At 71.1% G+C, this 24681-nt stretch carries 25 protein-coding genes and 1 riboswitch; of the genes, 14 read left to right on the forward strand and 11 right to left on the reverse strand.

The features are described from left to right. Positions 1 to 100 precede the first annotated feature (100 nt). On the forward strand, positions 101 to 592 hold the full coding sequence (locus tag ACWCV9_RS29300) for an N-acetyltransferase family protein (RefSeq protein WP_450790996.1): 492 nt from the start codon (positions 101 to 103) through the stop codon (positions 590 to 592). Here the strand turns inward: ACWCV9_RS29300 and ACWCV9_RS29305 are convergent. Further along, positions 581 to 2131, reverse strand: coding sequence for an MFS transporter (locus ACWCV9_RS29305; RefSeq protein WP_450790998.1), 1551 nt, complete (start codon positions 2129 to 2131; stop codon positions 581 to 583). The two genes, ACWCV9_RS29300 and ACWCV9_RS29305, sit on opposite strands and share 12 nt — an antisense overlap. A 113-nt stretch (positions 2132 to 2244) precedes the next feature. On the opposite strand from ACWCV9_RS29305, the gene ACWCV9_RS29310 reads away from it, so the two are divergent. Further along, positions 2245 to 2943, forward strand: coding sequence for a pentapeptide repeat-containing protein (locus ACWCV9_RS29310; RefSeq protein WP_450791000.1), 699 nt, complete (start codon positions 2245 to 2247; stop codon positions 2941 to 2943). A gap of 24 nt (positions 2944 to 2967) precedes the next feature. Here ACWCV9_RS29310 and ACWCV9_RS29315 read toward each other — a convergent pair whose 3' ends face one another. Then, positions 2968 to 3468, reverse strand: coding sequence for a hypothetical protein (locus tag ACWCV9_RS29315; protein ID WP_450791001.1), 501 nt, complete (start codon positions 3466 to 3468; stop codon positions 2968 to 2970). Between the two features lie 141 nt (positions 3469 to 3609). Between ACWCV9_RS29315 and ACWCV9_RS29320 the strand changes: the two genes are divergently transcribed. Next, positions 3610 to 5001 carry a M1 family metallopeptidase gene (locus tag ACWCV9_RS29320; protein WP_385845633.1) on the forward strand — a complete coding sequence of 464 codons (1392 nt, stop codon included), beginning with the start codon at positions 3610 to 3612 and terminating at the stop codon, positions 4999 to 5001. A gap of 88 nt (positions 5002 to 5089) precedes the next feature. Here the strand turns inward: ACWCV9_RS29320 and ACWCV9_RS29325 are convergent, their stop codons facing one another. Further along, positions 5090 to 5665 (reverse strand): TerD family protein, encoded by a 576-nt coding sequence (locus ACWCV9_RS29325; RefSeq protein ID WP_450791003.1) that lies wholly within the window; start codon positions 5663 to 5665, stop codon positions 5090 to 5092. Between the two features lie 201 nt (positions 5666 to 5866). Here ACWCV9_RS29325 and arfB point away from each other — a divergent pair, with 201 nt between their 5' ends. Then, entirely contained in the window at positions 5867 to 6304 is a 438-nt protein-coding gene (gene arfB, locus ACWCV9_RS29330) for an alternative ribosome rescue aminoacyl-tRNA hydrolase ArfB (protein ID WP_450791004.1), read from the forward strand. A 107-nt stretch (positions 6305 to 6411) separates the two neighbouring features. Then, positions 6412 to 7263: a sigma-70 family RNA polymerase sigma factor gene (locus ACWCV9_RS29335; RefSeq protein ID WP_450791006.1), complete on the forward strand. Its 852-nt coding sequence runs from the start codon at positions 6412 to 6414 to the stop codon at positions 7261 to 7263. 15 nt (positions 7264 to 7278) lie between these two features. On the opposite strand, the gene ACWCV9_RS29340 is transcribed toward ACWCV9_RS29335, so the two are convergent. After that, a complete protein-coding gene (locus ACWCV9_RS29340) occupies positions 7279 to 7737 on the reverse strand; it encodes a GNAT family N-acetyltransferase (RefSeq protein ID WP_450791008.1) in 459 nt (152 codons plus the stop codon). 52 nt (positions 7738 to 7789) lie between these two features. Then, the gene (locus ACWCV9_RS29345) at positions 7790 to 8362 is read right to left on the reverse strand and encodes a flavin reductase family protein (RefSeq protein ID WP_450791010.1); all 573 of its coding nucleotides are present in this window, start codon (positions 8360 to 8362) and stop codon (positions 7790 to 7792) included. A gap of 377 nt (positions 8363 to 8739) precedes the next feature. Between ACWCV9_RS29345 and cdgB the strand changes: the two genes are divergently transcribed. Together cdgB and ACWCV9_RS29355 are read left to right on the forward strand one after the other, a co-directional pair. After that, a complete protein-coding gene (cdgB, locus tag ACWCV9_RS29350; protein ID WP_385845639.1) occupies positions 8740 to 10395 on the forward strand; it encodes a diguanylate cyclase CdgB in 1656 nt (551 codons plus the stop codon). Between the two features lie 117 nt (positions 10396 to 10512). Continuing rightward, complete coding sequence (locus tag ACWCV9_RS29355) at positions 10513 to 11415, forward strand: carbohydrate-binding protein (RefSeq protein ID WP_450791012.1); 903 nt, start codon at positions 10513 to 10515, stop codon at positions 11413 to 11415. A gap of 93 nt (positions 11416 to 11508) precedes the next feature. Here the strand turns inward: ACWCV9_RS29355 and ACWCV9_RS29360 are convergent, their stop codons facing one another. The 4 genes from ACWCV9_RS29360 to ACWCV9_RS29375 form a co-directional block, all read right to left on the reverse strand. Further along, complete coding sequence (locus ACWCV9_RS29360) at positions 11509 to 11859, reverse strand: peptidase inhibitor family I36 protein (protein ID WP_450791014.1); 351 nt, start codon at positions 11857 to 11859, stop codon at positions 11509 to 11511. Positions 11860 to 11999: 140 nt separating this feature from the next. Next, positions 12000 to 12917, reverse strand: a complete 918-nt coding sequence (locus tag ACWCV9_RS29365) for a 1-phosphofructokinase family hexose kinase (RefSeq protein WP_450791016.1) — start codon at positions 12915 to 12917, stop codon at positions 12000 to 12002. 134 nt (positions 12918 to 13051) lie between these two features. Further along, complete coding sequence (gene nagA, locus ACWCV9_RS29370; RefSeq protein WP_450791018.1) at positions 13052 to 14194, reverse strand: N-acetylglucosamine-6-phosphate deacetylase; 1143 nt, start codon at positions 14192 to 14194, stop codon at positions 13052 to 13054. Continuing rightward, positions 14194 to 15147 (reverse strand): ROK family protein, encoded by a 954-nt coding sequence (locus ACWCV9_RS29375; RefSeq protein ID WP_450791104.1) that lies wholly within the window; start codon positions 15145 to 15147, stop codon positions 14194 to 14196. Before ACWCV9_RS29375 ends, nagA begins: the two co-directional genes overlap by 1 nt. Before the next feature lie 158 nt (positions 15148 to 15305). Between ACWCV9_RS29375 and ACWCV9_RS29380 the strand changes: the two genes are divergently transcribed. From ACWCV9_RS29380 to otsB, 3 genes are read left to right on the forward strand one after another with little or no spacing between them, the layout of a single operon-like run. Continuing rightward, positions 15306 to 16550 carry an extracellular solute-binding protein gene (locus ACWCV9_RS29380; protein WP_450791106.1) on the forward strand — a complete coding sequence of 415 codons (1245 nt, stop codon included), beginning with the start codon at positions 15306 to 15308 and terminating at the stop codon, positions 16548 to 16550. 29 nt (positions 16551 to 16579) lie between these two features. Then, positions 16580 to 16804, forward strand: a complete 225-nt coding sequence (locus ACWCV9_RS29385) for a DUF3263 domain-containing protein (protein ID WP_450791020.1) — start codon at positions 16580 to 16582, stop codon at positions 16802 to 16804. Positions 16805 to 16857: 53 nt separating this feature from the next. Next, the gene (otsB, locus tag ACWCV9_RS29390; protein WP_450791022.1) at positions 16858 to 17691 is read left to right on the forward strand and encodes a trehalose-phosphatase; all 834 of its coding nucleotides are present in this window, start codon (positions 16858 to 16860) and stop codon (positions 17689 to 17691) included. A gap of 4 nt (positions 17692 to 17695) precedes the next feature. Here the strand turns inward: otsB and ACWCV9_RS29395 are convergent, their stop codons facing one another. Together ACWCV9_RS29395 and ACWCV9_RS29400 are read right to left on the reverse strand one after the other, a co-directional pair. Then, positions 17696 to 19126 carry an alpha,alpha-trehalose-phosphate synthase (UDP-forming) gene (locus ACWCV9_RS29395; RefSeq protein WP_450791024.1) on the reverse strand — a complete coding sequence of 477 codons (1431 nt, stop codon included), beginning with the start codon at positions 19124 to 19126 and terminating at the stop codon, positions 17696 to 17698. 82 nt (positions 19127 to 19208) lie between these two features. Continuing rightward, positions 19209 to 20153, reverse strand: a complete 945-nt coding sequence (locus ACWCV9_RS29400; protein ID WP_385845700.1) for a glucosyl-3-phosphoglycerate synthase — start codon at positions 20151 to 20153, stop codon at positions 19209 to 19211. Between the two features lie 162 nt (positions 20154 to 20315). After that, positions 20316 to 20458: riboswitch (SAM riboswitch) on the forward strand. Between the two features lie 18 nt (positions 20459 to 20476). Between ACWCV9_RS29400 and thrC the strand changes: the two genes are divergently transcribed. The 4 genes from thrC (at position 20477) to groL (ending at position 24679) form a co-directional block, all read left to right on the forward strand. After that, positions 20477 to 21760, forward strand: a complete 1284-nt coding sequence (gene thrC, locus ACWCV9_RS29405) for a threonine synthase (protein ID WP_450791026.1) — start codon at positions 20477 to 20479, stop codon at positions 21758 to 21760. Beyond that, the gene (locus ACWCV9_RS29410; RefSeq protein ID WP_450791027.1) at positions 21757 to 22032 is read left to right on the forward strand and encodes a MoaD/ThiS family protein; all 276 of its coding nucleotides are present in this window, start codon (positions 21757 to 21759) and stop codon (positions 22030 to 22032) included. Before thrC ends, ACWCV9_RS29410 begins: the two co-directional genes overlap by 4 nt. 442 nt (positions 22033 to 22474) lie before the next feature. Further along, positions 22475 to 22678: a cold-shock protein gene (locus tag ACWCV9_RS29415; protein WP_004986573.1), complete on the forward strand. Its 204-nt coding sequence runs from the start codon at positions 22475 to 22477 to the stop codon at positions 22676 to 22678. 378 nt (positions 22679 to 23056) lie between these two features. Beyond that, positions 23057 to 24679, forward strand: a complete 1623-nt coding sequence (gene groL, locus ACWCV9_RS29420) for a chaperonin GroEL (RefSeq protein ID WP_385845652.1) — start codon at positions 23057 to 23059, stop codon at positions 24677 to 24679. The last annotated feature ends 2 nt before the right edge of the window (positions 24680 to 24681 follow it).

Genomic DNA, 24681 nt, shown 5'->3' on the forward strand with positions numbered 1-24681 from the left:
AGGCGGGCGGCAGGCGGGGGCCGCCGGCTGGTCCGCCGTACCGCTGGTCCGCCGTACCGCCGGATCGTGCCGCGCCGCGTCCACCCGTTAGCCTCCCCGCATGATTCGCAACGCGACCCCCGCCGATGTCCCTGTCATCCACGCGCTGATCCGTGAGCTGGCCGAGTACGAGAAGGCCGCAGAGGAGGCGCGGGCGAGCGAGGAGCAGCTGCGGGAGGCGCTGTTCGGGGAGCGGCCGGCCGCGTTCGCGCACCTGGCGGTGGACGACGCGAGCGGCGAACCGGTCGGCTTCGCGCTGTGGTTCCTGAACTTCTCCACCTGGCGCGGGGTGCACGGCATCTACCTGGAGGACCTGTACGTCCGTCCCGGCGCGCGCGGCGGCGGTCACGGGCGGGCGCTGCTGACCGAGCTGGCGCGGATCTGTGTGGAGCGCGGTTACGAGCGGCTGGAGTGGTCGGTGCTGAACTGGAACCGGCCCGCGATCGGCTTCTACGAGGCGCTCGGCGCCCGCCCGCAGGACGAGTGGACGGTGTACCGGCTCACCGACGGCGCGCTGGCCGCGCTGGGGGCCGCGCCGGTCTCAGCCCACTGACTCCGGTACCGGTGCGTCGGCCGGGGCGCCGTGTTTCGGTGCCCGGCCCGTCACCATCAGGCCCGCGACCAGGCCGGCCAGCAGCATGATGCCGGCCGCCCACCAGATGGCGACCGTGTAGCCGTGGACGATGCCGGCCGGGACGACGGTGGACTTCTGCGCGGGGGAGCGCAGATGGGCGGCGATGTACGCCGTGCTGCTGGTGGTGGCGATGGTGTTGAGCAGTGCCGTACCGATCGAGCCGCCCACCTGCTGGGAGGTGTTGACGGTCGCGGAGGTGACCCCGGAGTCGCGGGGGGCGACCCCGGCGGTGGCGGTGGCGAACACCGGCATGAAGGTCAGGCCCATGCCGAGGCCCATGAGGACGAGGGCGGGCAGGATCTCGGTGGGGTAGGAGGAGTGGACCGTGATCCGGGTGAGCAGCATCATGCCGCTCGCGCCGAGGACCATGCCGGGGGTCATGAGCATGCGCGGCGCCACGTGGGGCAGCAGCCGGGCGGAGATCTGCGTGGAACCGGTGATGATGGCGGCGGTGAGGGGCAGATAGGCGAGACCGGTCTTGACCGGTGAGTAGCCGAGGATGGTCTGCAAGTAGTAGGTCATGAACAGGAACAGCCCGAACATGCCGATCACCGCGAGCATCATGGTCAGGAAGCAGCCGGCGCGGTTGCGGTCCCTGACGATGTGCAGCGGAAGCAGCGGGCTCGGGGCGCGGGCCTGCCACCAGACGAAGACGGCGAGCAGCAGCAGTCCGCTCGCGAACAGGGCGAGGACCAGCGGGTCCGTCCAGCCGCGCGGCTCGGCCTCGCTGAAGCCGTAGACGATCGCCACCAGTCCGCCGCAGCCGAGCAGCGCGCCGGGCACGTCCAGCCGGGCCTCGCGATGGCCGGGCCGGTCGTGCAGCAGCGCGAAGGCGCCGAAGACCGCGAGGACGGCGATGGGCACGTTGACGTACAGGCACCAGCGCCAGTTCAGGTACTGGGTGAGCAGGCCGCCCACGATGAAGCCGATCGCCGAGCCGCTGCCGGCGAGCGCGCCGTAGATACCGAAGGCCTTGCCGCGTTCGAGCGGGTCGGTGAAGGTCGTGGTCAGCAGGGAGAGCGCGGAGGGCGCGAGCAGGGCGGCGAAGACGCCCTGGAGGGCGCGGGCGCCGAACAGCATGCCGGAGCTGGTGGACGCCCCGCCGAGCGCGGAGGCGGCGGCGAAGCCGATCAGCCCGATGACGAAGGTGCGTTTGCGGCCGACGAGGTCGGCGATCCGGCCGCCGAGCAGCAGGAGCCCGCCGAAGGCGAGGGTGTAGGCGGTGATCACCCACTGCCGGTTGCCGTCCGACATGTGCAGGGCGTGCTGGGCGGAGGGCAGCGCGATGTTCATGATCGTCGCATCGAGGACGATCATCAGCTGGGCGAGCGCGATCACCACCAGGCCCCACCAGCGGTGCGGGTCCACGCCCTGTGCGGCGGTGCCGCCCGCTCCGGCCGCCCCGCCTGCTCCGGCTGCTCCGCCCGCTCCGGCCTCACCCGTTCGGCCGATACTCACCCCGACAGAACATCATGAATCGGGAGGTAACGCATCCGGTCGGGCGGAGGCGATGGCCCCGGGCACGGTCAGAGGCGCCGGGCGTTGTCAGTGGCGGGGTGCAGCATGGGGGCATGGCGAGGAGAGCGGTGGATGCGACGGGCGGGGCGGGCGCGGGCAGGCCCAAGGTGAAGAGCGCGCGGCGGCCGGAGGTGCGGCTGCCGTCGCTCGTGCCGTGGGCCGGCGTCGAGTTGTCGCCCGACGGGGACTACGACGGGCTGGAGTTCCAGGACGCCGAGCTGGCCGGGCAGGACGGCGGCGGCGCCCGGTTCATGGACTGCGCGCTCACCGGCTGTGTGCTGGACGAGACCCGGCTGCGCCACGCCCGCATCCTCGACACGGTCCTCACCGGGCCGCGCGGGGTCGGCACGGACCTCGCCGAGGCGACGCTCCGCGATGTCGAGCTGACCGACCCACGCCTCGGCGGCACCCAGCTGCACGGCGCCACCCTGGAGCGGGTCGTGGTCCACGGCGGCAAGATCGACTATCTGAACCTGCGCATGGCCCGGCTCAAAGACGTCGTCTTCGACTCCTGCGTCCTGGTCGAGCCGGACTTCGGCGGTGCCCGTCTGGAGCGGGTCGAGTTCGTGAACTGCGCCCTGAAGGGCGCCGACTTCACCGCCGCGACCCTGGCGGACGTGGATCTGCGCGGCGCCGCTCCGCTGGAGATCACCCGGGGCCTGGACCGGATGTCCGGCGCCGTGATCAGCACGGCCCAGCTGCTGGACCTGGCACCGGCGCTGGCGGTGGCCCTGGGACTCCGGGTCGAGTAAGCGCCCGGCTCGGCGGGGGCTGGGCTACGGCACTCTCGGGAAGCGGGCCTGGAGGGTCCAGATCGCCGGGTTCTCCGCCAGGTCCTCGTGCAGATCGGTGAGGTCGGCGATCAGGTCGTGCAGGAAGTCCCGTGCCTCGCGGCGCAGGTCGGTGTGGGAGAAGCTCAGCGGGGACTCCTCGGCCGGCACCCAGTCCGCGCTGATGTCGACCCAGCCGAAGCGGCGCTCGAAGAGCATCCGGTCGGTGGACTCGGTGAAGTCCAGCTCCGCCCGCTGCGGCCGGGCGGCGCGGGAGCCCATCGGGTCCCGGTCCAGCCGCTCGGCGATGTCGCACAGCGCCCACGCGAAGTCCAGCACCGGCACCCATCCCCAGGCTGTGGACAGCTCCCGGTCCGACTCGGTGTCCGCGAGATAGACGTCCCCGCAGAACAGGTCGTGCCGCAGCGCGTGGACGTCCGCGCGGCGGTAGTCGGTCTGCGGCGGGTCCGGGAACCGGTTGGAGAGGGCATAGCCGATGTCGAGCACGGATGAGATGGTGTCACGCCCCCGTGGTGGACCACGCACCAGTGACCGCCGGACCACGCACCGGAGACCGCCGGGCGACGTACCCGAGATCACTGGATCACACCCCCGAGACCACTGGATCACTCTTCTAAGATCGCTGACGTGTCCAGATCCGTGCGCCGTGTCCCGGCCACCGCCGTCCTGCTCGCCCTCGCCCTCACCGGCACCGCGTGCGACGGCGGAGTGCACGGCACCCCCGGGGGCTCCGGCGTACGCGACCCGTACTTCCCGAGGGCGGGCAACGGCGGCTACGACGTCGGCCACTACGACCTCACCCTCGACTACACCCCGCACGGCCACCACCTCACCGGCACCGCCGTCATCACCGCCCGCGCCACCCAGGACCTGTCCGCCTTCGACCTGGACCTGTCCGGGCTGCACGTCGACTCGGTCACCGTCGAGGGCAGGCCGGCCCGCTTCAACCGGGCCGGACAGGAACTCACCGTCCGCCCGCACGACGACCTCACCCGGGGCGAGACCTTCAGCACCACCGTCCGCTACTCCGGCGTCCCGCACACCCTCACCGACCCCGACGGCTCCAAGGAGGGCTGGCTGCCCACCGCCGACGGCGCCCTCGGCCTCGGCGAACCCGTCGGCTCCATGGCCTGGTTCCCCGGCAATGACCACCCCTCCGACAAGGCGACCTACGACATCACCGTCACCGTGCCCCAAGGCCTCCAGGCCGTCTCCAACGGGGAGTTGGCCGACCAGCGCACCAAGGGCGGCCGCACCTCCTACCACTGGCACACCGCCCAGCCCATGGCGAGCTACGTCGCCACGGTCGCCGTCGGCCACTTCGACATCCGCCGCACCACCGGCCCGCACGGACTGCCCGTCATCACCGCGGTCGATCCCACCCAGGACGAGGACAGCGCCGACGTCCTCGCGAAGATCCCCGAGATCATCAAGTGGGAGGAGTACAACTTCGGGCCGTACCCCTTCTCCTCCGTCGGCGCGATCGTCGACCGCCCCGACGACATCGACTACGCCCTGGAGACCCAGAACCGCCCCGTCTTCCCCGGCGCCCCGGAGACCACCACCCTCGTCCACGAACTCGCCCACCAGTGGTACGGCAACTCCGTCACCCCCGAGTCCTGGCGCGACATGTGGCTCAACGAGGGCTTCGCCACCTACGCGGAGTGGCTGTGGCAGGAGGACCACGGCGGCCCCAGCACCAGGAAGACCTTCCTGGACCTCTACCACGGCGACCGCAAGGACATCTGGGCCTACCCGCCCGCGCGGCCGTCCGGCGCCGCGCACATCTCCGACAGCCCCGTCTACGAACGCGGCGCGATGGTCCTTCAGAAGATCCGGGAGAAGGTCGGCGACGACACCTTCTACGACATCATCCAGGGCTGGGCCGCGGCCCATCGCCACGGCAACGCGAGCACCGCCGACTTCACGGCCTACGTGCAGCGGAAGGCCCCCGGCAAGGACTTCGCGGAGATCTGGAAGGACTGGCTGTACGGGGACGGCAAGCCGGCCCACCCCTGAGGTCGGCCGGCGGCGGGACCGGGATGCCCGCGCCGCCGGCCACAGTGCCTGAGACCGTGGTGTCTCAGGCCACGGTGTCTCAGGTACCTCAGACGTTGACGCCGAAGTCCTGGGCGATGCCGACCAGACCCGAGGCGTAACCCTGGCCGACCGCGCGGAACTTCCACTCCGCGCCGTTGCGGTACAGCTCGCCGAAGATCATGGCCGTCTCGGTGGCGGCGTCCTCCGACAGGTCGTAGCGCGCGATCTCGGCGCCGCCGGCCTGGTTGACGATGCGGATGTAGGCGTTGCGGACCTGGCCGAAGTTCTGGCCGCGGTTCTCGGCGTCGTAGATGGAGACCGGGAAGACGACCTTGTCGATGTCGGCCGGGAGCGCGGCCAGGTTGACGTTGATCGACTCGTCGTCGCCGGAGCCCTCGCCGGTGCGGTTGTCGCCCGTGTGGACGATGGTGTTGTCCGGGGTCTGCTTGTTGTTGAAGAAGACGAAGTGGGCGTCCGAGTAGACCTTGCCCTGCGGGTTGACCGCGATGGCGGAGGCGTCGAGGTCGAAGTCCGTGCCGGTGGTGGTGCGGACGTCCCAGCCGAGGCCCACGGTGACGGCGGTCAGGCCCGGAGCCTCCTTGGAGAGCGAGACGTTGCCACCCTTGGACAGGCTTACAGCCATGTTGGGAGTCCCTTCCTTGATGTTCCCTGCACCTGTGATCTTTCGATCCGTGCGGTCGAAGCTACCGTCACCCGGAAGAACGTCGAGGGGGGTCCCCGTGGTTCCGGATCCCTTTACCTTTTTTACCGAGGCTGTTCTACCGAGGCTGTGGCATACCGGTGACGTAAATCCAGGTGACGTGGGCCCGGCCGGGCCGGGAACATGGAGGGCATGTCCGGTCCCTATCCCGTCCGCGGCTCCGTCTCCCTCCCGGAGGCCGAGCTGATGTGGCGTTTCTCCAGGTCGTCCGGGCCCGGCGGACAGCATGTCAACACCAGCGACTCCCAGGTGGAACTGCGCTTCGACCTGGCCAACACCCAGGCGCTGCCCGAGGTGTGGAAGGAGCGGGCGCTGCGGCGGCTGGCCGGCCGGCTGGTCGACGGAGTGGTCACCGTGCGCGCCTCCGAGCACCGCTCCCAGTGGCGCAACCGGGAGACCGCCGCCGTACGCCTCGCCGCGCTGCTCGCCGAGGCCACCGCGCCCCCGCCCAAGCCCCGCAAGCCGACCCGTATCCCGCGCGGGATCAACGAGCGCCGGCTGCGGGAGAAGAAGCAGCGGGCGGAGACGAAGCGGGCCCGCTCGGGCCGCGACTGGACATAGCGATGTAGCCGGCCGACGGCTCTGTCACATCCGAGGCCCCCGATCCGTCAGCGGGTTGCAGCCCGCAGAGGGTGACGACGGACGAGGACGAGAGGCCGGGCCCGCGCATGACCGAGCACCACAGTGACGACGACTTTCTCGCCGAGCGGTTCGAGGAGCACCGGGGGCATCTGCGGGCCGTGGCGCACCGGATGCTGGGCTCGGCCGCCGAGGCGGAGGACGCCGTGCAGGAGGCCTGGTTCCGGCTGAGCCGCTCCGACACCGCGGCGGTGCAGAACCTCGGGGGCTGGCTGACGACCGTGGTCGGCCGGGTCTGCCTCGACATGCTCCGCTCCCGCCGCTCCCGGGGCGAGCAGCCCCTGGACGTCTGGCATCCGGCGCCCTCCGACGCACCCGACCCGGCGCACGACGCCCTGCTCGCCGACTCGGTGGGTTCCGCCCTGCTGGTCGTCCTGGAGGCGCTGTCGCCCGCCGAGCGGCTGGCGTTCGTGCTGCACGACCTGTTCGGGGTGCCCTTCGAGGAGATCGGTGCGACCCTCGGGCGCAGCCCGGCCGCCGCGCGTCAGCTGGCCAGCCGGGGGCGGCGCCGGGTCCGGGGCGCCGGGGCGCCGGAGACGGACCGGGTACGGCAGCGGGAGGTGGTCGACGCGTTCCTCGCCGCCGCGCGGGAGGGCGACTTCGAGGGGCTGCTGGCGGTGCTCGACCCGGACGTGGTCGCCCGTACCGAGGCCGGCGTCACCGCCGGTGCGACGGCGGTCGCCTCGAACGCGAAGGGCTTCGCGCACCTCGCCCGGATCGCCCGTCCGGCCCTGGTCGACGGCGTCACCGGGCTGGTGGTCCTGGCCGACGGCCGCCCCGAGCGCACGCTCGCGTTCACCATCGTGGCGGGCCGGGTCGCGGTCATCGACGTCGTCACCGACCCGGCCCGGCTGTCCCGGCAGGTGATCGAGGAGGTCTGAGGCGGCGCGGGTGCCTCACAGCTCCAGCACCCCCACCGTCTGCCCGCCGCTCGTCTCCCCGGTCCTGCGGAAGCCCAGCCCGAGGTAGAAGCCCTCGGGGCCGTCCGGGCCGGGGTGCCAGGACACGTACAGCTCGTTGCCGCCCCGGCGGCGGATCTCCGCGGCCACCGACTCCACGGCGAACGCGCCGTAGCCGCGGCCCTGGGCGTCCGCCGAGATGTTCAGCCGCCACAGCCCGGAGCGGCGCACGCTGCCGTCGCCGTACCAGTCGATGTCGAAGAACGCCATCAGAAAGCCGACCGCGCGGTCCCCGTCCAGGATCAGGCGGGGCCAGGCGACGCCGTCCGGGTGGACGTAGGCCTCGGCGAGGGACTGCACGACCGGCGAGACGGCGTGCTCCTGCTCGGGCCGTACGCGGATGCCGACGGCGGTGTCGAAGGTCCGGGGCGTGATCTCTTCCAGGCGGAGTGTCATCCGGGCACGCTAACCACGCGCCCCGCCCGCCGACCACGCAATATCCCCGCCCTCAGTCCAGCTGGCGGTACCTGCTGCGGAAGTACAGCAGGGGGCCGCCTTCCGCGCTGGGCACGTGGGCGGTCAGCACGCGGCCGATGACCAGGGTGTGGTCGCCGGCCGGGACCCGCTGTTCGGTACGGCACTCCAGGGTGGCCAGCGCGCCGCCGACCAGGGGTGCGCCGGTGGCCTCGCCGCGGGTGTAGGGGATGTCCTCGAAGAGGAGCCGGTCGCTGATGCGGCCCTTCATGGCGAAGCGGCCCGCGATGTGCCGCTGGCTCTCGGAGAGGACCGACACCGCCCACTGCGGCTGCTCGGCGAGCAGGTCGTCCATGCGGGACCCGTCGCGCAGGCTGACCATGACCAGCGGGGGGTCGAGGGAGACCGACATGAAGGCGGTGGCGGTCATGCCGACGTCCTCGGTGCCCGGCGCGTGCGGGTCGTCCGGATCGAGCGGCGGTTCCTGCGCGGTGACCAGGACCACGCCCGCGGCCAGCCGGGACATCGCGGCCCGGAACTCGTCGTTGCTCACCCCCTCAGCATGCCCGGAAGCGGCGGAGGTGAGGGGGGAGGGAGTCTTCAGCACGCCGGAGACGCTAGTCCGCGCCGCCGGTGCCGCACATCGGGCCTCCGGCCGAGCCGGGACCTAGGACCACCGGACGACCATGGACGACCAGCGGAGGATCACCGGAGGACCACCGGAGGACCACCGCACGACGACCGGAGGACCACCGCACGACGACCGGACGAAGCGAAACGCTCAGCCTTCGGAAAACGGACGAAACGCATCGGGAAAACGAAGAAAACTCCACTCAATTGTTCATCTTCCGCTGTGACTTGAGTCACAAGAGGCAGGAATTGTTGACCCTGTGTACCGAGTGAGCAGCGCGCTGTGATTCAGTGGCTGGTAAGCCGCGAGAGACAACCCTTGATTCGCTGCGAGGTCTCGGGGGGAGGGCGAGCATGGAGACCGAGTCGGAGCCGTATGTCCGTCTTGCGTCCCTGCGACAGCTGCACCAGGTCATGGCCGACATGAACACGGCCCGCAGCCTGGCGGACACATTGCAGACGGTCGCCGACGGCGCCGTGAACGCCCTCGGGTACGAGATGGCGGCCGTGAACCTGGTGCGCCCCGACGGCGACCTCGTCGTCGCCGCGTTCTCCGGGAACTCCGCCGCCGAGGCCCTCATCACCGGCCGGGTCGGCTCCCGTGCCTCCTGGGACCGGCGGCTGGAGATGGGCGAGCGCTGGGGTGACCTCGTCTTCATACCGCACACCGAGGGCTGGGTCCTGGACGACGACGACGTCCCCCAGTGGTACACCGACGGCCCCGCCCCTCGCTTCGAGGACGAGTGGCACCCCTCCGACCGCCTCTTCGCCCCCATGTACACGCCGGGCGTGCAGGGCGGCTCCTGCGGCGAGCTGCTCGGAGTCATATCCGTCGACCGGCCGCGCAACGGCCGGCTGCCCGGCGCCTGGGGCCGCGAGGCCCTCCAGATGTACGCCTTCCAGGCCGCCATCGCGATCAGCAACGCCCGGCTGCGCTCCAACATGCAGCGCGCGCTGGTCCGCCTGGAGCGCGAGCAGCAGGCGCTGCGCGCGAGCGAGGAATCCTTCCGGCAGGCCTTCGAGTACGCCCCCTCCGGCATGGCCATCGCCGAGATGGGCGGCGACCAGCACGGCCGGATCCTGCGCACCAACGACGCCCTGTGCCGCCTCCTCGGCCGCCCCGCCTCCGCGATGCGCCGCTACTCCTTCTCCGACCTGGTCCACCCCGAGGACATCGGCACCCTGCTGCGGACCTCCGCCGAGGGCGGCCGCGCCGAGCTGCGCCTGGGCCGCCGGGACGGGACGTACGTCTGGGTCTCGCTGCGCAACTCGGTGGTCGCGGACGCCGCCGACGGCCCCCGCTTCCTGCTCACCCATGTCGAGGACATAGAGGAGCGCAAGCGCCGCGAGCTCCAGCTCGCCCACCGCGCCTCCCACGACTCGCTGACCGGCCTGCCGAACTCCGCCGAGCTGCGCTCCCGGCTGTCGGCCCGGCTCTGCCAGCGCCCGGCGCACGCCGGCGCGCTGGACTCCCTGGACGCGGCCTACGGCCATCCCGCCCTGGAGGGGCCCGCCGGGCACGGCTTCGACTTCGGGCCGGGCGCGGAGGCGTACGACGCCTACGACCACCATGTCCACACCGCCTCCCCGGAGGAGGGCCGCGACGACGGCACCAAGGGTCTCGCGGTGCTCTTCTGCGACCTCGACGGCTTCAAGTCGATCAACGACCGGTTCGGTCACAACGCGGGCGACGCCGTCCTCATCGAGGTCGCCCGGCGGCTGTCCCAGGGTGTCCGCGACGGCGACACAGTGGCCCGGCTCGGCGGCGACGAGTTCGTGATCCTCGCCGACGGCCTCGGCCGGGCCGACGCCCAGGACCTCGCCGTACGGCTGCGCAACGAGATCATCCAGCCGATCCGGGCCGAGGGCCGGGCGGTCCGGGTGGGCGCGAGCTTCGGCATCGGCTGGGCGCACTGCGGGATGACGGCGGACGAAGTGTTGAAGTCCGCCGACGAGCGGATGTACGTAGAGAAACGATCTCGTCCCAAACAGCACCGACGCGCCGGGTGAGCCCCAGGTCAAGGCGTTGAAGCGGGCCAAGTCATCCGTTTGGCTCATTCAGAGCGGGTAGGCTCGGCCTTCCAGACCTGTACCACATCCGCTCGCACCCGCTGAGGAGACCAAGGGATGACGCCCGGCGAAAACGGCCCGAGCACGCCCGAGGACGACGACCCGTTCGGCTATCTGTACGCAGACGGCCAGGCCCGGGGAGCCCAGCCGCCGTCCGGCGGTTACGGCTACCCCAACTCGGTCAGCAGGGTGCGTACGGTCGGCGAGCGCCAGTACGGCCAGCAGTCGCCGCCGACCTACGGTCAGGTGCCGCAACAGGGCGCGTACGGCCAGCCGAACGCCCACTACCAGGCGCCCGAGACGCTGCCCGGCGGCGCCCCGACGGCGCGGTCGTCCGCTCCCGCCCCCGCGCGCCGCGGCCCCAACACCAAGGGCCTGCTGATCGGTGCGATCGCGGTGGTCGCCGCGGTGGTCATCGGCATCGGCGTCGCGATGATCAACGGCAACGACGACAAGAAGACGGACAACCAGGCGGGCAGCACGCCGAGCCAGTCCCAGAGCCAGGCACCCAGCCCCTCCAACAGCAGCTCTACGGCGCCGGGGGAGCTGCCGAAGACGGACGCGAGTGCTCTGCAGCTCGGGCCCGGCGTGACGACGGCGTCGGACATCCAGGGTGCGCAGGCCAAGGGCGGAACCTATGTGACGGGTTTCAACCACGTGGGAGCGACGGTCACCTGGACGGTCACCGGCGTCGAGAAGGGGACCTACAAGCTCAACGTGCGCTACGGCATCCCGGGCGTGGACGCTAACGCGACCCTGGTCATCAACAACCAGCCCCAGTCTCGGCCGCTGATGATGAAGAACTTCGGCGGTGGTCCCGCAGGCGATTGGGAGCATGGCTGGAAGACCACCTGGTCGCTGGTGAACCTGAACGCGGGCACGAACACGATCCAGATCGCCTGCCAGGCCGGCAACCAGTGCAACGCCGTCCTGGACCAGATCTACATCACCAAGGCCTGACGCGGCCCGTCCAGCGCGACAGCCGCCGGAGGCGTTGATCCCCGGCGGCTGTCGAACACCGGGAACCTCCGGTTGAGCGCTTCTGGGTGTACCTCAGGAGGCGTATACCTCAACAGAGTTGGCGCTGCCGGGGTTGTTCGAGTAGGTGCCCGGCTTCAGAGTGACCAGCTTCGTGCCGGTGGCGCAGCCGAGGGTGACCTTCCAGAAGACCAAAGTGTAAGAAGTCTGGTTCGAGACAGACCGGGCGATGTGATCGAGAGGGTAACAGCCGGGCTTTTCGGAATAGACCGTCCTGGTCCCGGTCCTGTTCTTCCCCGACCATCCGCAGAACTTGCCCTTAGGGCAGGTGTTGGGATCGGCCGCGGCGGCCGGTGTGGCAAAGGCGACGCCCAGCAACGCGCTGGTGGCGGCGATCGTCGTCAGGCTTTTCTTGAGTGCGTTCACAGGTCCCCGATTCCGAATCGTTCGCTTTTGGTCGATGTGGCGAACAGGTGATCACAGGATCATTCGGCTGTCACGAGGGGGGGATCGTTTCTCGGTCACACTCTCAGGTGGGCATGCATCCGGCAGGGGATGCACAGCCTTCACGCCGCCGTGACCGACGCTCCCGCCAGGAGATTCTCGTACGCCGCACGGTCGAAGTCGCCCGCCGTGGTGGACCGTACGGTGGCTGCCGCGAGGGCGACTGCTCGGGAGAGGCGGGCGGGCCAGGGGAGCCGGTCCACCAGGCCCGACAGCAGGCCGGCCACCGCCGAGTCGCCCGCGCCGGTGGGGTTGCCGGGGATGTGGCAGGGCGGGGTGGCCTGCCAGCGGCCCTCGGGGGTGGCGGCGAGCAGGCCCTTCGCGCCGAGGGAGGCGACCACCGTGTGGGCGCCGCGGCGGCGGGCGTCCTGGGTGGCGCGCAAGGGCTCGTGGGAGCCGGTCAGTTCGGCCAGTTCGTCGGCGTTCGGTTTGATGATGTCCGGGCGGGCGGCCACCCCGCGCCGCAGCGGTTCGCCGCTGGTGTCCAGCAGGACCGGCACGCCGAGCGCGCGGGCCGCGCGGACCAGGTTCGCGTACGCCCCCACCGGCACCCCCGGCGGCAGGCTGCCGCACAGGGCCACCGCCGAGGCGCCGGCCAGCAGTTCCTCGTAGCGGTCCAGGAAGGTGCCCCACTCGGCGGGTGCGATGTGCGGGCCGGGTTCGTTCAACTGGGTGGTGTCGCCGGAGAGATCGTCGACCACGGCGACCGTGCGCCGGGTCGGCCCGGCCACCGGCACCAGCGCGTCCGTCACCCCGGGCGTACCGGACAGCCGCTCGCGCACCACCGCGCCGGTCGCGCCGCCCGCGAATCCGGTCGCGGTCACCTCATGGCCGAGGGCCGCCAGCACCCGGGCCACGTTCAGTCCCTTGCCGCCGGGCCGTTCGAAGACCTCCGTGACCCGGTGCGAGGTGTGCGGCCGCAGCGACCGCACCCGGTAGGTGAGGTCGAGAGCGGTGTTGAGTGTGACCGTGAGGATCACCCGGGCCGACCTCCCTCGAAGTCCCTGCGTCTGGCATCGGTTTCCGGGGTCACGATCATGCCAAAGAGACGGCGGCCGGCCCAGTCACAGGTCGGCCGCCATCAGGCAAAATCGGCGGAGGGAGGCGGGGCGGATCAGGGCAGTCGGGGAGCCACCACCCACTCGCCCCGGCGCATCACGCCCTTGAGCTCGAAGGCCGCGTCGAGCAGCACCAGGTCGGCGTCCTTGCCGGGCTCCAGGGAGCCGATCCGGTCGGACAGCCCGAGCAGCCGCGCGGGGGTGGCGGACAGGGCTTGTACGGCGTCCTCCACCGGCAGCCGGTCGACGGTCACCGCCCGCTTGAACGCCCGGTCCAGGGTCAGGGTCGACCCGGCGATCGAACCGCCGTGCACCAGCCGGGCCACGCCGTCGCGGACCTCGACCTCCAGCGGGCCCAGCAGATAGCGGCCGTCCCCGCTGCCGGCCGCGTCCATCGCGTCCGTGATGAAGGCGACGCGGGAGGCGCCGGCCCGGTGGAAGGCCAGTTCCAGGGCGGCCGGGTGCAGGTGCGTGCCGTCGTTGATCAGCTCGACGGTGACCCGCTCGTCCTCCAGCAGGGCGGCGATCGGGCCCGGCGTGCGGTGGTTCAGGGCGGGCATGGCGTTGAAGAGGTGGGTGGCGACCGTGGCGCCCGCGTCGATGGCCTCGACCGTCTGCTCGTACGTCGCGTCCGTGTGGCCGATCGCCGCGATCACTCCGTGCTCGGCCAGCAGTCGTACCGAGTCGATGCCGCCGGGCAGTTCGGCGGCGAGGGTGACCATCCTGGCCTGGCCGCGCGCGGCGTCGATCAGCTTGCGGACCTCGGCCGGCTCGGGGTCGCGCAGCAGCTCCTCGGAGTGGGCGCCCTTGCGGCAGGGCGAGATGAACGGCCCCTCGAAGTGGATACCGGCGATCTCGCCCTGCTCGGCCAGCTCGCTCAGCAGCCCGGCCTGCCGCGTCAGCAGGTCCATCTCGTCGGTGACGGTGGAGGCGACGAGGGTGGTGGTGCCGTGCGCGCGGTGGGTGCGGACGGCGGTCATGATCTCGTCCGGGCCGCCGGAGAAGGAGGCTCCGCCGCCGCCGTGGTTGTGGATGTCCACGAAGCCGGGCACCAGCCAGTGGCCGGTGACGTCGATGACCTCGGCGTTCTCGGCAGCGGCAGCCGCGATCCGCGTGCCCTGCACGCAGATGCGCCCGTCGTCCACCACCCCGCCGGGCAGCACCACCCGAGCACCTGTGAGAACCAAGCTGGGAGCCATCAGGCGGTTACCTCCGAGGGGTCGGTGGGGTCGGGGTCGGTGGCGATGAGGTCCTGCGCGAGCAGGCCGGCGCCCAGGCAGCCGGCGGCGTCGCCGAGGGCGGCGGGGAGGATGGCGGGCGGCCGCTGGAAGGTGACCCGGCGCCGGACGGCGTCCCGCAGCGGTGCGAACAACGCGTCCCCCGCCTCGGCCAGCCCGCCCCCGATGATCAGCGTGCGCGGGTCCAGCAGGGTGAGCGCGGTGACCAGCCCGTCGGCGAGGGCGTCGACCGCCTCCTGCCAGATCCGGACGGCGTTCGGGTCGCCGGACATGACGGCCTTCGCGCAGTCGGCCGCGTCCGCGTCCGGCCTGCCGCAGGCCTCGGCCCAGGCCGCGCTGACGGCGGAGGCGGAGGCGTACCGTTCCAGACAGCCGTGCTGCCCGCAGGGGCAGGCGGTGCCTCGCGGCCGTACGACGACATGGCCGATCTCGCCCGCGAAGCCGTGCGCTCCGGACTCCACCCGGCCGTCGATGCCGATCGCGCCCGCGATGCCGGTGCCGAGGGCGACGAACAGGAACCGGTCGGTGCCCCGGCCCGCGCCGATCCGGCCCTCGGCGAGTCCGCCGGTGCGCACGTCGTGGCCGAGCACGACGGGCATGCCGAGCCGCTCGGCGAGCAGCGCCCGCAGGGGTACGTCCTTCCAGCCGAGGTTGGCGGCGTAGGCGGCGACGCCCTGCTGCTCGTCCACGATGCCGGGGACCGCTATGCCGGCGGCGCGGGCGGGCTCGCCGTAGTGCTCTGCGCCGTAGGCGCGCAGCTCGGCGGCGAAGCCGAGGATCCCGTCGACCACCGCGTCCGGTCCGCGCTCGCGGCGCGTGGCGCGGCGGGCGCGGTGCAGAAGCGTGCCGTCGTCGCCGACGAGGGCGGCCTTCATCCCGGTACCGCCCACGTCCAGGGCGATGACATGTCTCACCACGGGCCTAGTGTGGCCCTCCCACCCGCGAGAGGTCTAGTCCACTCACGTGGTGTAGACCTTATGTGTCCACATTTTGAACAGTCAGACATTGGGTTGGGGCGTTGAGGTTGCGTCGGCTTACGGCAGGAACGATCGCGGTGGTGTCCGCACTGGGCATGACGGCGGTCCTCGGCGGATGCGGGGCCACCGGCTCCTCCGGCGTGACGCTGAGACTCGTCGCCGCCGACTACGGGGACTCCGCCGCGAACAGCTCCAAGAAGTACTGGGACGGGCTGGTCAAGGAGTACGAGTCCAAGCACCCGAACGTGAAGATCGACGTCAGCGTGTACTCCTGGAACGACGTCGACCGCAAGGTCAAGGAGATGGTCGACGCCGGCCACGCGCCCGACCTCGCGCAGATCGGCGCCTACGCCGACTACGCCGCCGCCGGCAAGCTCTACCCGGCCTCCGACGTGCTCTCCATCCGCACCCAGGCCGACTTCCTCTCCCAGCTCGCCGACGCCGGGCAGTGGAACCACACGCAGTACGGCATCCCCTTCGCCGCCTCCACGCGTGTCCTCTTCTACAACAAGACCCTCTTCGCCAAGGCCGGCATCACCCCGCCCACCACCTGGGACGAGCTGGCCGCCGACGCCAAGGCGCTGAAGGCCAAGGGGGTCAAGTACCCCTACGCGCTGCCCCTCGGCCCCGAGGAGGCCCAGGCCGAGACCATGCAGTGGCTGCTCAGCGGCGGCAGCGCCGGCACCGGCGGCAACGGCTACACCGACGACGTCGGCACCTACACGCTCGACTCCGCGCAGAACGTGCAGACCTTCACCTGGCTCAAGGACGAGCTGGTCGGCCAGGGCCTGACCGGCCCGGTCGCCCCCGGCAAGCTCAACCGCGCGGACGCGTTCGCCGCCTTCGCCGACGGCCAGGTCGGCATGCTCAACGGCCACCCCACGCTGATCCAGCAGGCCGAGAAGAAGGGCGTGAAGTTCGGCATGGTGCCGATGCCGGGCCGGACCGGCAAGTCCCGCGCGGCCATGGGGGTCGCCGACTGGATGATGGCCTTCAAGCAGAACGGCCACGCCACCCAGATAGGTGACTTCCTCAACTTCGTCTACTCCGAGAAGAACGTCCTGGAGTTCTCCCGCGACTACGGCCTGCTGCCGGTCACCGGCTCCGCCTCCAACGCCATGAGCGCGTCGAACTCCCCCTCCGACCAGGCCCTCCACCCCTTCCTGGAGCAGCTGCCGACCTCCGAGCTGTACCCCGTCGGCAAGACCTCCTGGGCGGCGGTCAGCGCCGCCGTGAAGAAGACCATCGGCCAGGCCGTCGCCCCCGGCGGCGACCCCTCCGGCGTCCTCACCCGCCTCCAGGCGGCGGCCACGGCGGCCGACAGCAGCAACGCGAACTGACTGTCGGTACCCGGCGCTACGGTGGCCCCATGGAACTCGGCGACCGCGAACAGGCCATCCTCGCGCTGGAGCGCCGGGGCTTTCCCGGCCCCGGCGCGAAGGAGCGCGCGATCCGGGAAGAGCTGGGCCTCTCCCCGGTCCGCTACTACCAGCTCCTCAACGCCCTCCTGGACGACGCACGCGCCCTCGCCCACGACCCGGTCACGGTGAACCGACTCCGCAGACTCCGGGAATCCCACCGCACGAACCGCTGACCCGGGCGACGGCTCCAGGAGTGACACCGGGCGGTCGTGGATAGGGTCGGGGTATGGACCCCATGCCGATCCCGGACACCCCGGCCGGCCAGGCCGCCCTCGCCGCGTTGCTCGCCAGGCCGGCCACCGCAGTCGTCGGCCTCGACTTCGACGGCACACTGGCCCCCATCGTCGCCGACCCCGAGCAGGCCCGCGCCCACCCCGACGCCGTACCCGCCCTCACCGCCCTCGCCCCCAAGGTCGCCTCGATCGCCGTGATCACCGGCCGCCCCGCCGGGGTCGCGGTCCGCTACGGCGGCTTCGCCGGCGTCCCCGCCCTGGACCACCTCACCGTCCTCGGCCACTACGGCGCCGAACGCTGGGACGCGGCCACCGGCACGGTCACCGCCCCCGCCCCGCACCCCGGCGTGGCCGCGGTCCGCGCCGAGCTGCCGGGCGTCCTGGAATCGGTGGGCGCCTGGCACGGCACCTGGATCGAGGAGAAGGGCCGGGCGGTCGCGGTGCACACCCGCCGCGCCGCCGACCCCCAGGCCGCGTTCGAGGCGCTGCGCGGGCCGCTCACCGACCTCGCCACCCGGCACGGCCTGATCGTCGAGCCCGGCCGGCTGGTCCTGGAGCTGCGCCCGCCCGGCATGGACAAGGGCGTCGCCCTCGCCGATCACCTGCGCGCCACCGGCGCCGAGTCCGTCCTCTACGCGGGCGACGACCTCGGCGACCTCCCCGCCTTCGCGGCGGTGGAGAAACTCCGCTCGGACGGCGTACCCGGCCTGCTGGTGTGCAGCGGCAGCACGGAGGTGACCGAGCTGGCCGAGCGGGCCGACCTGGTGGTCGACGGCCCCGAGGGCGTCGTACGGCTGTTGCGGACGCTGGCCGCGCGCATGCCCTGACGCGTCAGCGCTTCACGGCGTCCAGCGCGTCCAGCTGGTCCAGGAACCAGCGCGTGGGCGGCAGGGCCGTCGCCGCGGCGGCCAGCCGCTCGCTGCGCTCGGCCCGCACCTCGTCCGGCAGGATCAGCGCCTCGCGCAGCGCCCGCGCCGTGCCCAGCACGTCGTACGGGTTCACCACCAGCGCGTCGGTGCCCAGCTCCTCGTACGCCCCCGCCTCCCGGGACAGCACCAGCGCGCACCCCGCGTCGGAGACCACCGGGATCTCCTTGGCGACCAGGTTCATGCCGTCCCGGATGGGGTTGACCAGGGCCACGTCGGCCAGCCGGTACGCGGCCAGGGAGCGCGCGAAGTCGTCCTTGACGTGCAGCACGACCGGGGTCCAGCCCGGCGTGCCGTAACGGGAGTTGAGGTCGTCCGCGACCCGCCGTACCTCGGCCGTGTAGTCCCGGTAGACCGCGAGGTCCTGCCGGGACGGATACGCGAAGGCGACGTGGACGACGCGTTCGCGCCACTCGGGGTGGTCCTCCAGCAGCTGCCCGTACGCCAGCAGCCCGCGCACGATGTTCTTGGACAGCTCGGTGCGGTCGACGCGCACGATGGTGCGGCGGCCGGCGCCGATCTCTTCCCGGAGCGCCGCCATCCGCTCCTCGACGTCCGGTTCGTGCGCCCGCTTGCGCAGGAAGTCCGCGTCCGCGCCGAGCCCGTGCACCCCGATCTCCGTGCCGGCCGGCACCCCGCCCGGCAGCACCGCCCGCGCGCAGGCGGCGAACGCGTCCGCCCAGCGGTGGGTCAGGAACGCCACCCGGTCCGCGCCGAGCATGCCGCGGAGCAGCTGCTCGCGGATGTCGTCCGGCAGCAGCGCGAAGTACTCCGGCGGCGCCCACGGCGTGTGCGAGAAGTGACCGATGCGCAGGTCGGGGCGGAGCGCGCGGAGCATGCCCGGCACCAGGCACAGGTGGTAGTCCTGCACCAGCACCGCCGCGCCCTCGGCCGCCTCCTCGGCCAGCGCCTCGGCGAACGCCCGGTTGTAGGCCTCGTACGACGCCCACTGCCGCCGGAACTCCGCGTCGAAGACGGGCTCCATCGGGGTCTGGTACAGCATGTGGTGGACGAACCAGAGCACCGAGTTGGCGATGCCGTTGTACGCGTCGGCGAACACGACCGGATCGATGTCGAGCATGCGGACCAGCTGCCCGCCGGTCGCGTCCACCGGCAGCCGCCGCCCGTCGTGGGACCGCCGTACCGCCTCGCGGTCCGCGTCGCTCAGCGCGGCGCACACCCACACCGCCTGCGCGCTCGGCCCGATCGCCGACAGCCCGGAGACCAGCCCGCCGCCGCCACGTCTGGCGTCCAGCGAGCCGTCCTCGCGCACCTGATACGAAACGGGGCCGCGATTGGACGCGACCAGCACCTCAGCACCGTGCGTGGAAGACATACGCCTCAACCTAGCCCGGCCCGGAACCGCTCAAACGTACGGCCCGCCCGGTACGGCCGCCGTATACGACGGCCCCGGTCGTTCACGCCACCTTGCGCTCGGCGTACTCCGCGATCTCCACCATCGGCGGCCGCTCCTCGGTGTCCACCGAGTAGGTGCGCGGTTCGAAGCCGTCCGCGCCCCGCTCGAACTGGGTGAGCGAGGGGCGGACCAGATGGCCGCGGGCGAGGCGGAGCTGCGCGGTGCGGTAGATGGCCGCCGCCATCCGGCCGAGCGCCTGCCCGTCCTGGTGCCGGTGCTTGCGCACCCCCAGGTCCACCTGGGCCAGCGCGTCCAGCCCCACCAGGTGCAGCGAGTCCACCAGCATGCCCAGTTCCACGCCGTACCCGACGGGGAAGGGCAGCTGCTCCAGCAGCGAGCGGCGGGCCGCGTACTCGCCGCCCAGCGGCTGCACGAACCCGGCCAGCTGCGGCCAGTGCATGTTGAGCAGCGGGCGGGCCATCAGCTCGGTGACCCGGCCGCCCTGCCCGGTGGCACCGGCGAGCGGACGGTCGTACATGCCCTTGACCAGGTCCACGTCCGGCTCGGTGAGCAGCGGGCCGACCAGCCCGGTGACGAAGTCGGAGGAGAAGTCCCGCAGGTCCGCGTCGATGAAGCAGACGAGGTCCCCGTGGGTGACCAGGAGGGAGCGCCACAGCACCTCGCCCTTGCCGGGGACGGCCGGGATGCGGGGCAGGATCGCGTCGCGGTGCACGACCCGGGCGCCGGCGGCCGCCGCGACCCTGGAGGTGCCGTCGGTGGAGCCGGAGTCCACGACGACGATCTCGTCGACGAGCGGGACCTGTTCGACGAGGTCGTGCCGGATCACGGCGACGATCTCGCCGACCGTCGCCTCCTCGTTGAGCGCGGGCAGGACGACGCTGATCGTCTGGCCGGTGCGCTGCTTGGCGGCCAGTATCCGGTGGAGCGGGCGATCGGCCACGGACCAGGAGCGGGTGGCCAGCCAGCGCTCGACTTCTTCCAGCACGGTCTGCGGCTCCTCACTGTTCGTGATCACACGAGGTGCGCTGTGTGATCCATCTCGCGGTTCGGACGTCTATCTCAACTGTCCTGGCCTTCGGTTACAGTCTTGAACAACGCCGATGACCATCGCATGTCGGGGTGTCAAGCGGCGTTGACAATCGCATACAGCTCATCCAGAGGGGCAGAGGGAAACGGCCCGATGAAGCCCCGGCAACCCTCCAGTCGGTCTCGTTCTCCATATCGAGGCTCCCGGCTAGGGAAGGTGCCAAATCCGTCTCACGGCGAGATGCGCCGTGGGGAAGATGAGGAGAAAGGGCCTCGCCTCACATGGCTGCGCAGACAGTTGAAACCCCCCTCGATTCCGCCGTCGACCTCGGTCCCGCCTCGGCCCTGAGCTGTCGCGAGTGCGGTCACCGCGTTCCGCTCGGCCCGGTCTTCGCCTGCGAGGAGTGTTTCGGCCCGCTGGAGATCGCCTACGACTTCTCCGGTCACGACCCCGAGGAACTGCGCCGGACGATCGAGTCGGGTCCCGCGAACATCTGGCGGTACGCGCCGCTGCTGCCCGTCCCCGCCGACGTGGCCGACAAGCCGAACCTCAACCCGGGCTGGACCAAGCTCGTCAAGGCGGACAACCTCGCCGGTGAGCTGGGCGTGACCGGCGGTCTGTACGTGAAGGACGACTCCGGCAACCCGACGCACTCCTTCAAGGACCGGGTCGTCGCCCAGGCCCTGGAGGCGGCGCGCGCCTTCGGCTTCACCACCCTGTCCTGCTCCTCGACCGGCAACCTGGCCGGTGCCGTCGGCGCCGCCGCCGCCCGGGCCGGCTTCCGCTCGTGCGTGTTCATCCCGCACGACCTGGAGCAGGGCAAGGTCGTCATGGCCGCGGTCTACGGCGGCGAGCTGGTCGGCATCGAGGGCAACTACGACGATGTGAACCGCTTCTGCTCCGAGCTGATCGGCGACCCGGCCGGCGAGGGCTGGGGCTTCGTCAACGTCAACCTGCGCCCGTACTACGCCGAGGGCTCCAAGACGCTCGCGTACGAGATCTGCGAGCAGCTCGGCTGGCGGCTGCCCGACCAGATCGTGGTGCCGATCGCCTCCGGCTCCCAGCTCACCAAGATCGACAAGGGTCTCCAGGAGCTGATCAAGCTCGGTCTGGTCGAGGACCGGCCGTACAAGATCTTCGGCGCCCAGGCGGAGGGCTGCTCCCCGGTGTCGACCGCCTTCAAGGCCGGGCACGATGTCGTACGGCCGCAGAAGCCGAACACGATCGCCAAGTCCCTCGCCATCGGCAACCCGGCCGACGGGCCGTACGTCCTGGACATCGCCCGGCGCACCGGCGGTGCGGTGGAGGACGTCACGGACGAGGAGGTCGTGGACGCCATCAAGCTGCTGGCCCGCACGGAGGGCATCTTCGCGGAGACGGCGGGCGGGGTGACCGTCGGCGTCACCCGCAAGCTGCTCGAGGCGGGTCTGCTGGACCCGGCGAAGACCACGGTCGTGCTGAACACCGGCGACGGCCTGAAGACCCTGGACGCGGTGGCCGGCACCGGTCTGACCGCGACCATCCGCCCCACCCTGGACTCCTTCCGAGAGGCTGGCCTCGCATGAGCGTGACCGTTCGCATCCCCACCATCCTGCGCACCTACACCGGCGGTCAGGCCGAGGTGCCCGCCGAGGGGGCGACCCTCGCCGAGGTCATCGCGGACCTGGAGAAGAACCACACGGGCATCGCCGCTCGAGTCCTGGACGACCAGGGCAAGCTGCGCCGGTTCGTGAACGTGTACGTCAACGACGACGACGTCCGTTTCGAGCAGGGCCTTCAGACGGCCACCCCGGACGGCGCGGGCATCTCCATCATCCCGGCCGTCGCCGGCGGCTGAGCATTAACCCGGTAACCGACGGTAGCCGGGATTACCGAGCGTTTATCGAATGGCCCCTTCCGCGATAGAAGCGGAAGGGGCCATTCAGTGTGATTGAGCGCGATAGAGTTGGGGAACCGGGTTGCGGGCCTACAGGTCGCGAGCCCCGGAATGGCGCCGCCCGCACGACAAGAAGTAGCCAAAGTGTGCGTGTTTTATGCGGCTTTCGTTCCCTTTGTGTAGCCCGACTTGCCCTGAATTCGCCCTGATTCTTGGCACATTCCGGATCGGGTGCGTCCAGATTTCTCGTCCGATTGACCTGTTGCAGACGGCAGTTGGACAGATACATTCAGCCGCGGTCGACGCGTTCCGGCGCACGCCCCCGACCGATTTGGGGGGTGAGGTCTGACCCGGGTCCGCGAAGTGTGGATCTGTGCAAGGGCCAGTAATAGGGGAGTTAGGCATGGCTCAGGGCACCGTCAAGTGGTTCAACGCGGAGAAGGGGTACGGCTTCATCGCGGTCGACGGTGGTGCGGACGTCTTCGTCCACTACAGCGCGATTCAGATGGACGGCTACCGCACCCTGGAAGAGGGCCAGCGGGTCGAGTTCGAGATCTCGCAGGGCCAGAAGGGTCCGCAGGCCGACATGGTTCGCGTCACCGCCTGAACGTAAAGCAAGCGTTCTTCGACGAAGGGCCCGCACCTCCCGGGGTGCGGGCCCTTCGCCGTGCCTGTGCGTGTGTGTGCCTGCGCGTGCGCCTGTGCCTGCGCTTGTGCGCGTGCCCGTGCCCGCGCCCCGGGGGCCGCATGCGCCCGTTCGCCCGGGGCGGAGACTCCTCGCCGGACCGTGGGAGGCGCTTGCACTCGACCATGCCGAGTGCTAATCATTGGCGTTAGCACTCTGAAGGTGAGAGTGACAAAGAAGGACCGGGTCGGTGAGGCCGCGGACCGGGTGGGGCAAGGAACCACAGGTCGGCTGGCCGTCCGTCGCGGGCGCGGGCGCGGTCCGAAGGAATCACCCCCAGTCCTGGAGGGACCACTTCACATGGCCAAGATCATCGCGTTCGACGAGGAGGCGCGGCGCGGCCTCGAGCGCGGCATGAACCAGCTCGCGGACGCCGTCAAGGTGACGCTCGGCCCCAAGGGTCGCAACGTCGTCCTCGAGAAGAAGTGGGGCGCCCCCACGATCACCAACGATGGTGTCTCCATCGCCAAGGAGATCGAGCTCGAGGACCCGTACGAGAAGATCGGCGCCGAGCTGGTCAAGGAAGTCGCCAAGAAGACGGACGACGTCGCCGGTGACGGTACGACCACCGCGACCGTTCTCGCCCAGGCCCTGGTCAAGGAAGGCCTGCGCAACGTCGCCGCCGGCGCCAACCCGATGGCCCTGAAGCGCGGTATCGAGAAGGCCGTCGAGGCCGTCTCCGCCGCCCTCCTGGAGCAGGCGAAGGACGTCGAGACCAAGGAGCAGATCGCCTCCACCGCGTCCATCTCCGCCGCCGACACCCAGATCGGCGAGCTGATCGCCGAGGCCATGGACAAGGTCGGCAAGGAAGGCGTCATCACCGTCGAGGAGAGCAACACCTTCGGTCTGGAGCTGGAGCTCACCGAGGGCATGCGCTTCGACAAGGGCTACATCTCCGCCTACTTCGCGACCGACATGGAGCGCATGGAGGCGGTGCTCGAGGACCCGTACATCCTCATCGCCAACTCCAAGATCTCCTCGGTCAAGGACCTGCTCCCGCTCCTGGAGAAGGTCATGCAGTCGGGCAAGCCGCTGCTGATCATCGCCGAGGACGTCGAGGGCGAGGCCCTGTCGACCCTGGTCGTCAACAAGATCCGCGGCACCTTCAAGTCCGTCGCCGTCAAGGCCCCGGGCTTCGGCGACCGCCGCAAGGCCATGCTCGGCGACATCGCGATCCTCACGGGCGGCGAGGTCATCTCCGAGGAGGTCGGCCTCAAGCTGGAGAACGCCACGCTGGACCTGCTGGGCAAGGCCCGCAAGGTCGTCATCACCAAGGACGAGACCACGATCGTCGACGGTGCCGGCGCCAGCGAGCAGGTCGCGGGCCGCGTGAACCAGATCCGCGCCGAGATCGAGAACAGCGACTCGGACTACGACCGCGAGAAGCTCCAGGAGCGCCTGGCCAAGCTCGCGGGCGGCGTGGCCGTCATCAAGGCCGGTGCCGCCACCGAGGTGGAGCTCAAGGAGCGCAAGCACCGCATCGAGGACGCCGTCCGCAACGCGAAGGCCGCCGTCGAGGAGGGCATCGTCGCCGGTGGTGGCGTGGCCCTGCTCCAGGCCTCCCAGGTCTTCGAGAAGCTGGAGCTGGAGGGTGACGAGGCGACCGGCGCCAACGCCGTGCGCATCGCGCTCGAGGCCCCGCTGAAGCAGATCGCCGTCAACGCCGGCCTCGAGGGCGGTGTCGTGGTGGAGAAGGTGCGCAACCTGACCCCGGGCCACGGCCTGAACGCCGCGACCGGCGAGTACGTCGACCTGGTCGCCGAGGGCATCATCGACCCGGCGAAGGTGACCCGTTCCGCGCTGCAGAACGCCGCCTCCATCGCCGCGCTGTTCCTCACCACCGAGGCCGTCATCGCCGACAAGCCGGAGAAGGCCGCTGCGCCGGCCGGCGGCGGCATGCCGGGCGGTGACATGGACTTCTGATC

The organism is Streptomyces sp. NPDC001606 (genome assembly GCF_053596835.1).

Coding starts and splice junctions, on each gene's coding strand:
- ACWCV9_RS29300 (WP_450790996.1), top strand. CDS start 101: ATGATTCGCAACGCGACCCCCGCCGATGTCCCTGTCATCCACGCGCTG.
- ACWCV9_RS29310 (WP_450791000.1), top strand. CDS start 2,245: ATGGCGAGGAGAGCGGTGGATGCGACGGGCGGGGCGGGCGCGGGCAGG.
- ACWCV9_RS29325 (WP_450791003.1), bottom strand. CDS start 5,665: ATGGCTGTAAGCCTGTCCAAGGGTGGCAACGTCTCGCTCTCCAAGGAG.
- arfB (WP_450791004.1), top strand. CDS start 5,867: ATGGAGGGCATGTCCGGTCCCTATCCCGTCCGCGGCTCCGTCTCCCTC.
- ACWCV9_RS29335 (WP_450791006.1), top strand. CDS start 6,412: ATGACCGAGCACCACAGTGACGACGACTTTCTCGCCGAGCGGTTCGAG.
- ACWCV9_RS29340 (WP_450791008.1), bottom strand. CDS start 7,737: ATGACACTCCGCCTGGAAGAGATCACGCCCCGGACCTTCGACACCGCC.
- cdgB (WP_385845639.1), top strand. CDS start 8,740: ATGGAGACCGAGTCGGAGCCGTATGTCCGTCTTGCGTCCCTGCGACAG.
- ACWCV9_RS29355 (WP_450791012.1), top strand. CDS start 10,513: ATGACGCCCGGCGAAAACGGCCCGAGCACGCCCGAGGACGACGACCCG.
- nagA (WP_450791018.1), bottom strand. CDS start 14,194: ATGGCTCCCAGCTTGGTTCTCACAGGTGCTCGGGTGGTGCTGCCCGGC.
- ACWCV9_RS29380 (WP_450791106.1), top strand. CDS start 15,306: ATGACGGCGGTCCTCGGCGGATGCGGGGCCACCGGCTCCTCCGGCGTG.
- ACWCV9_RS29385 (WP_450791020.1), top strand. CDS start 16,580: ATGGAACTCGGCGACCGCGAACAGGCCATCCTCGCGCTGGAGCGCCGG.
- otsB (WP_450791022.1), top strand. CDS start 16,858: ATGGACCCCATGCCGATCCCGGACACCCCGGCCGGCCAGGCCGCCCTC.
- ACWCV9_RS29395 (WP_450791024.1), bottom strand. CDS start 19,126: ATGTCTTCCACGCACGGTGCTGAGGTGCTGGTCGCGTCCAATCGCGGC.
- thrC (WP_450791026.1), top strand. CDS start 20,477: ATGGCTGCGCAGACAGTTGAAACCCCCCTCGATTCCGCCGTCGACCTC.
- ACWCV9_RS29410 (WP_450791027.1), top strand. CDS start 21,757: ATGAGCGTGACCGTTCGCATCCCCACCATCCTGCGCACCTACACCGGC.
- ACWCV9_RS29415 (WP_004986573.1), top strand. CDS start 22,475: ATGGCTCAGGGCACCGTCAAGTGGTTCAACGCGGAGAAGGGGTACGGC.
- groL (WP_385845652.1), top strand. CDS start 23,057: ATGGCCAAGATCATCGCGTTCGACGAGGAGGCGCGGCGCGGCCTCGAG.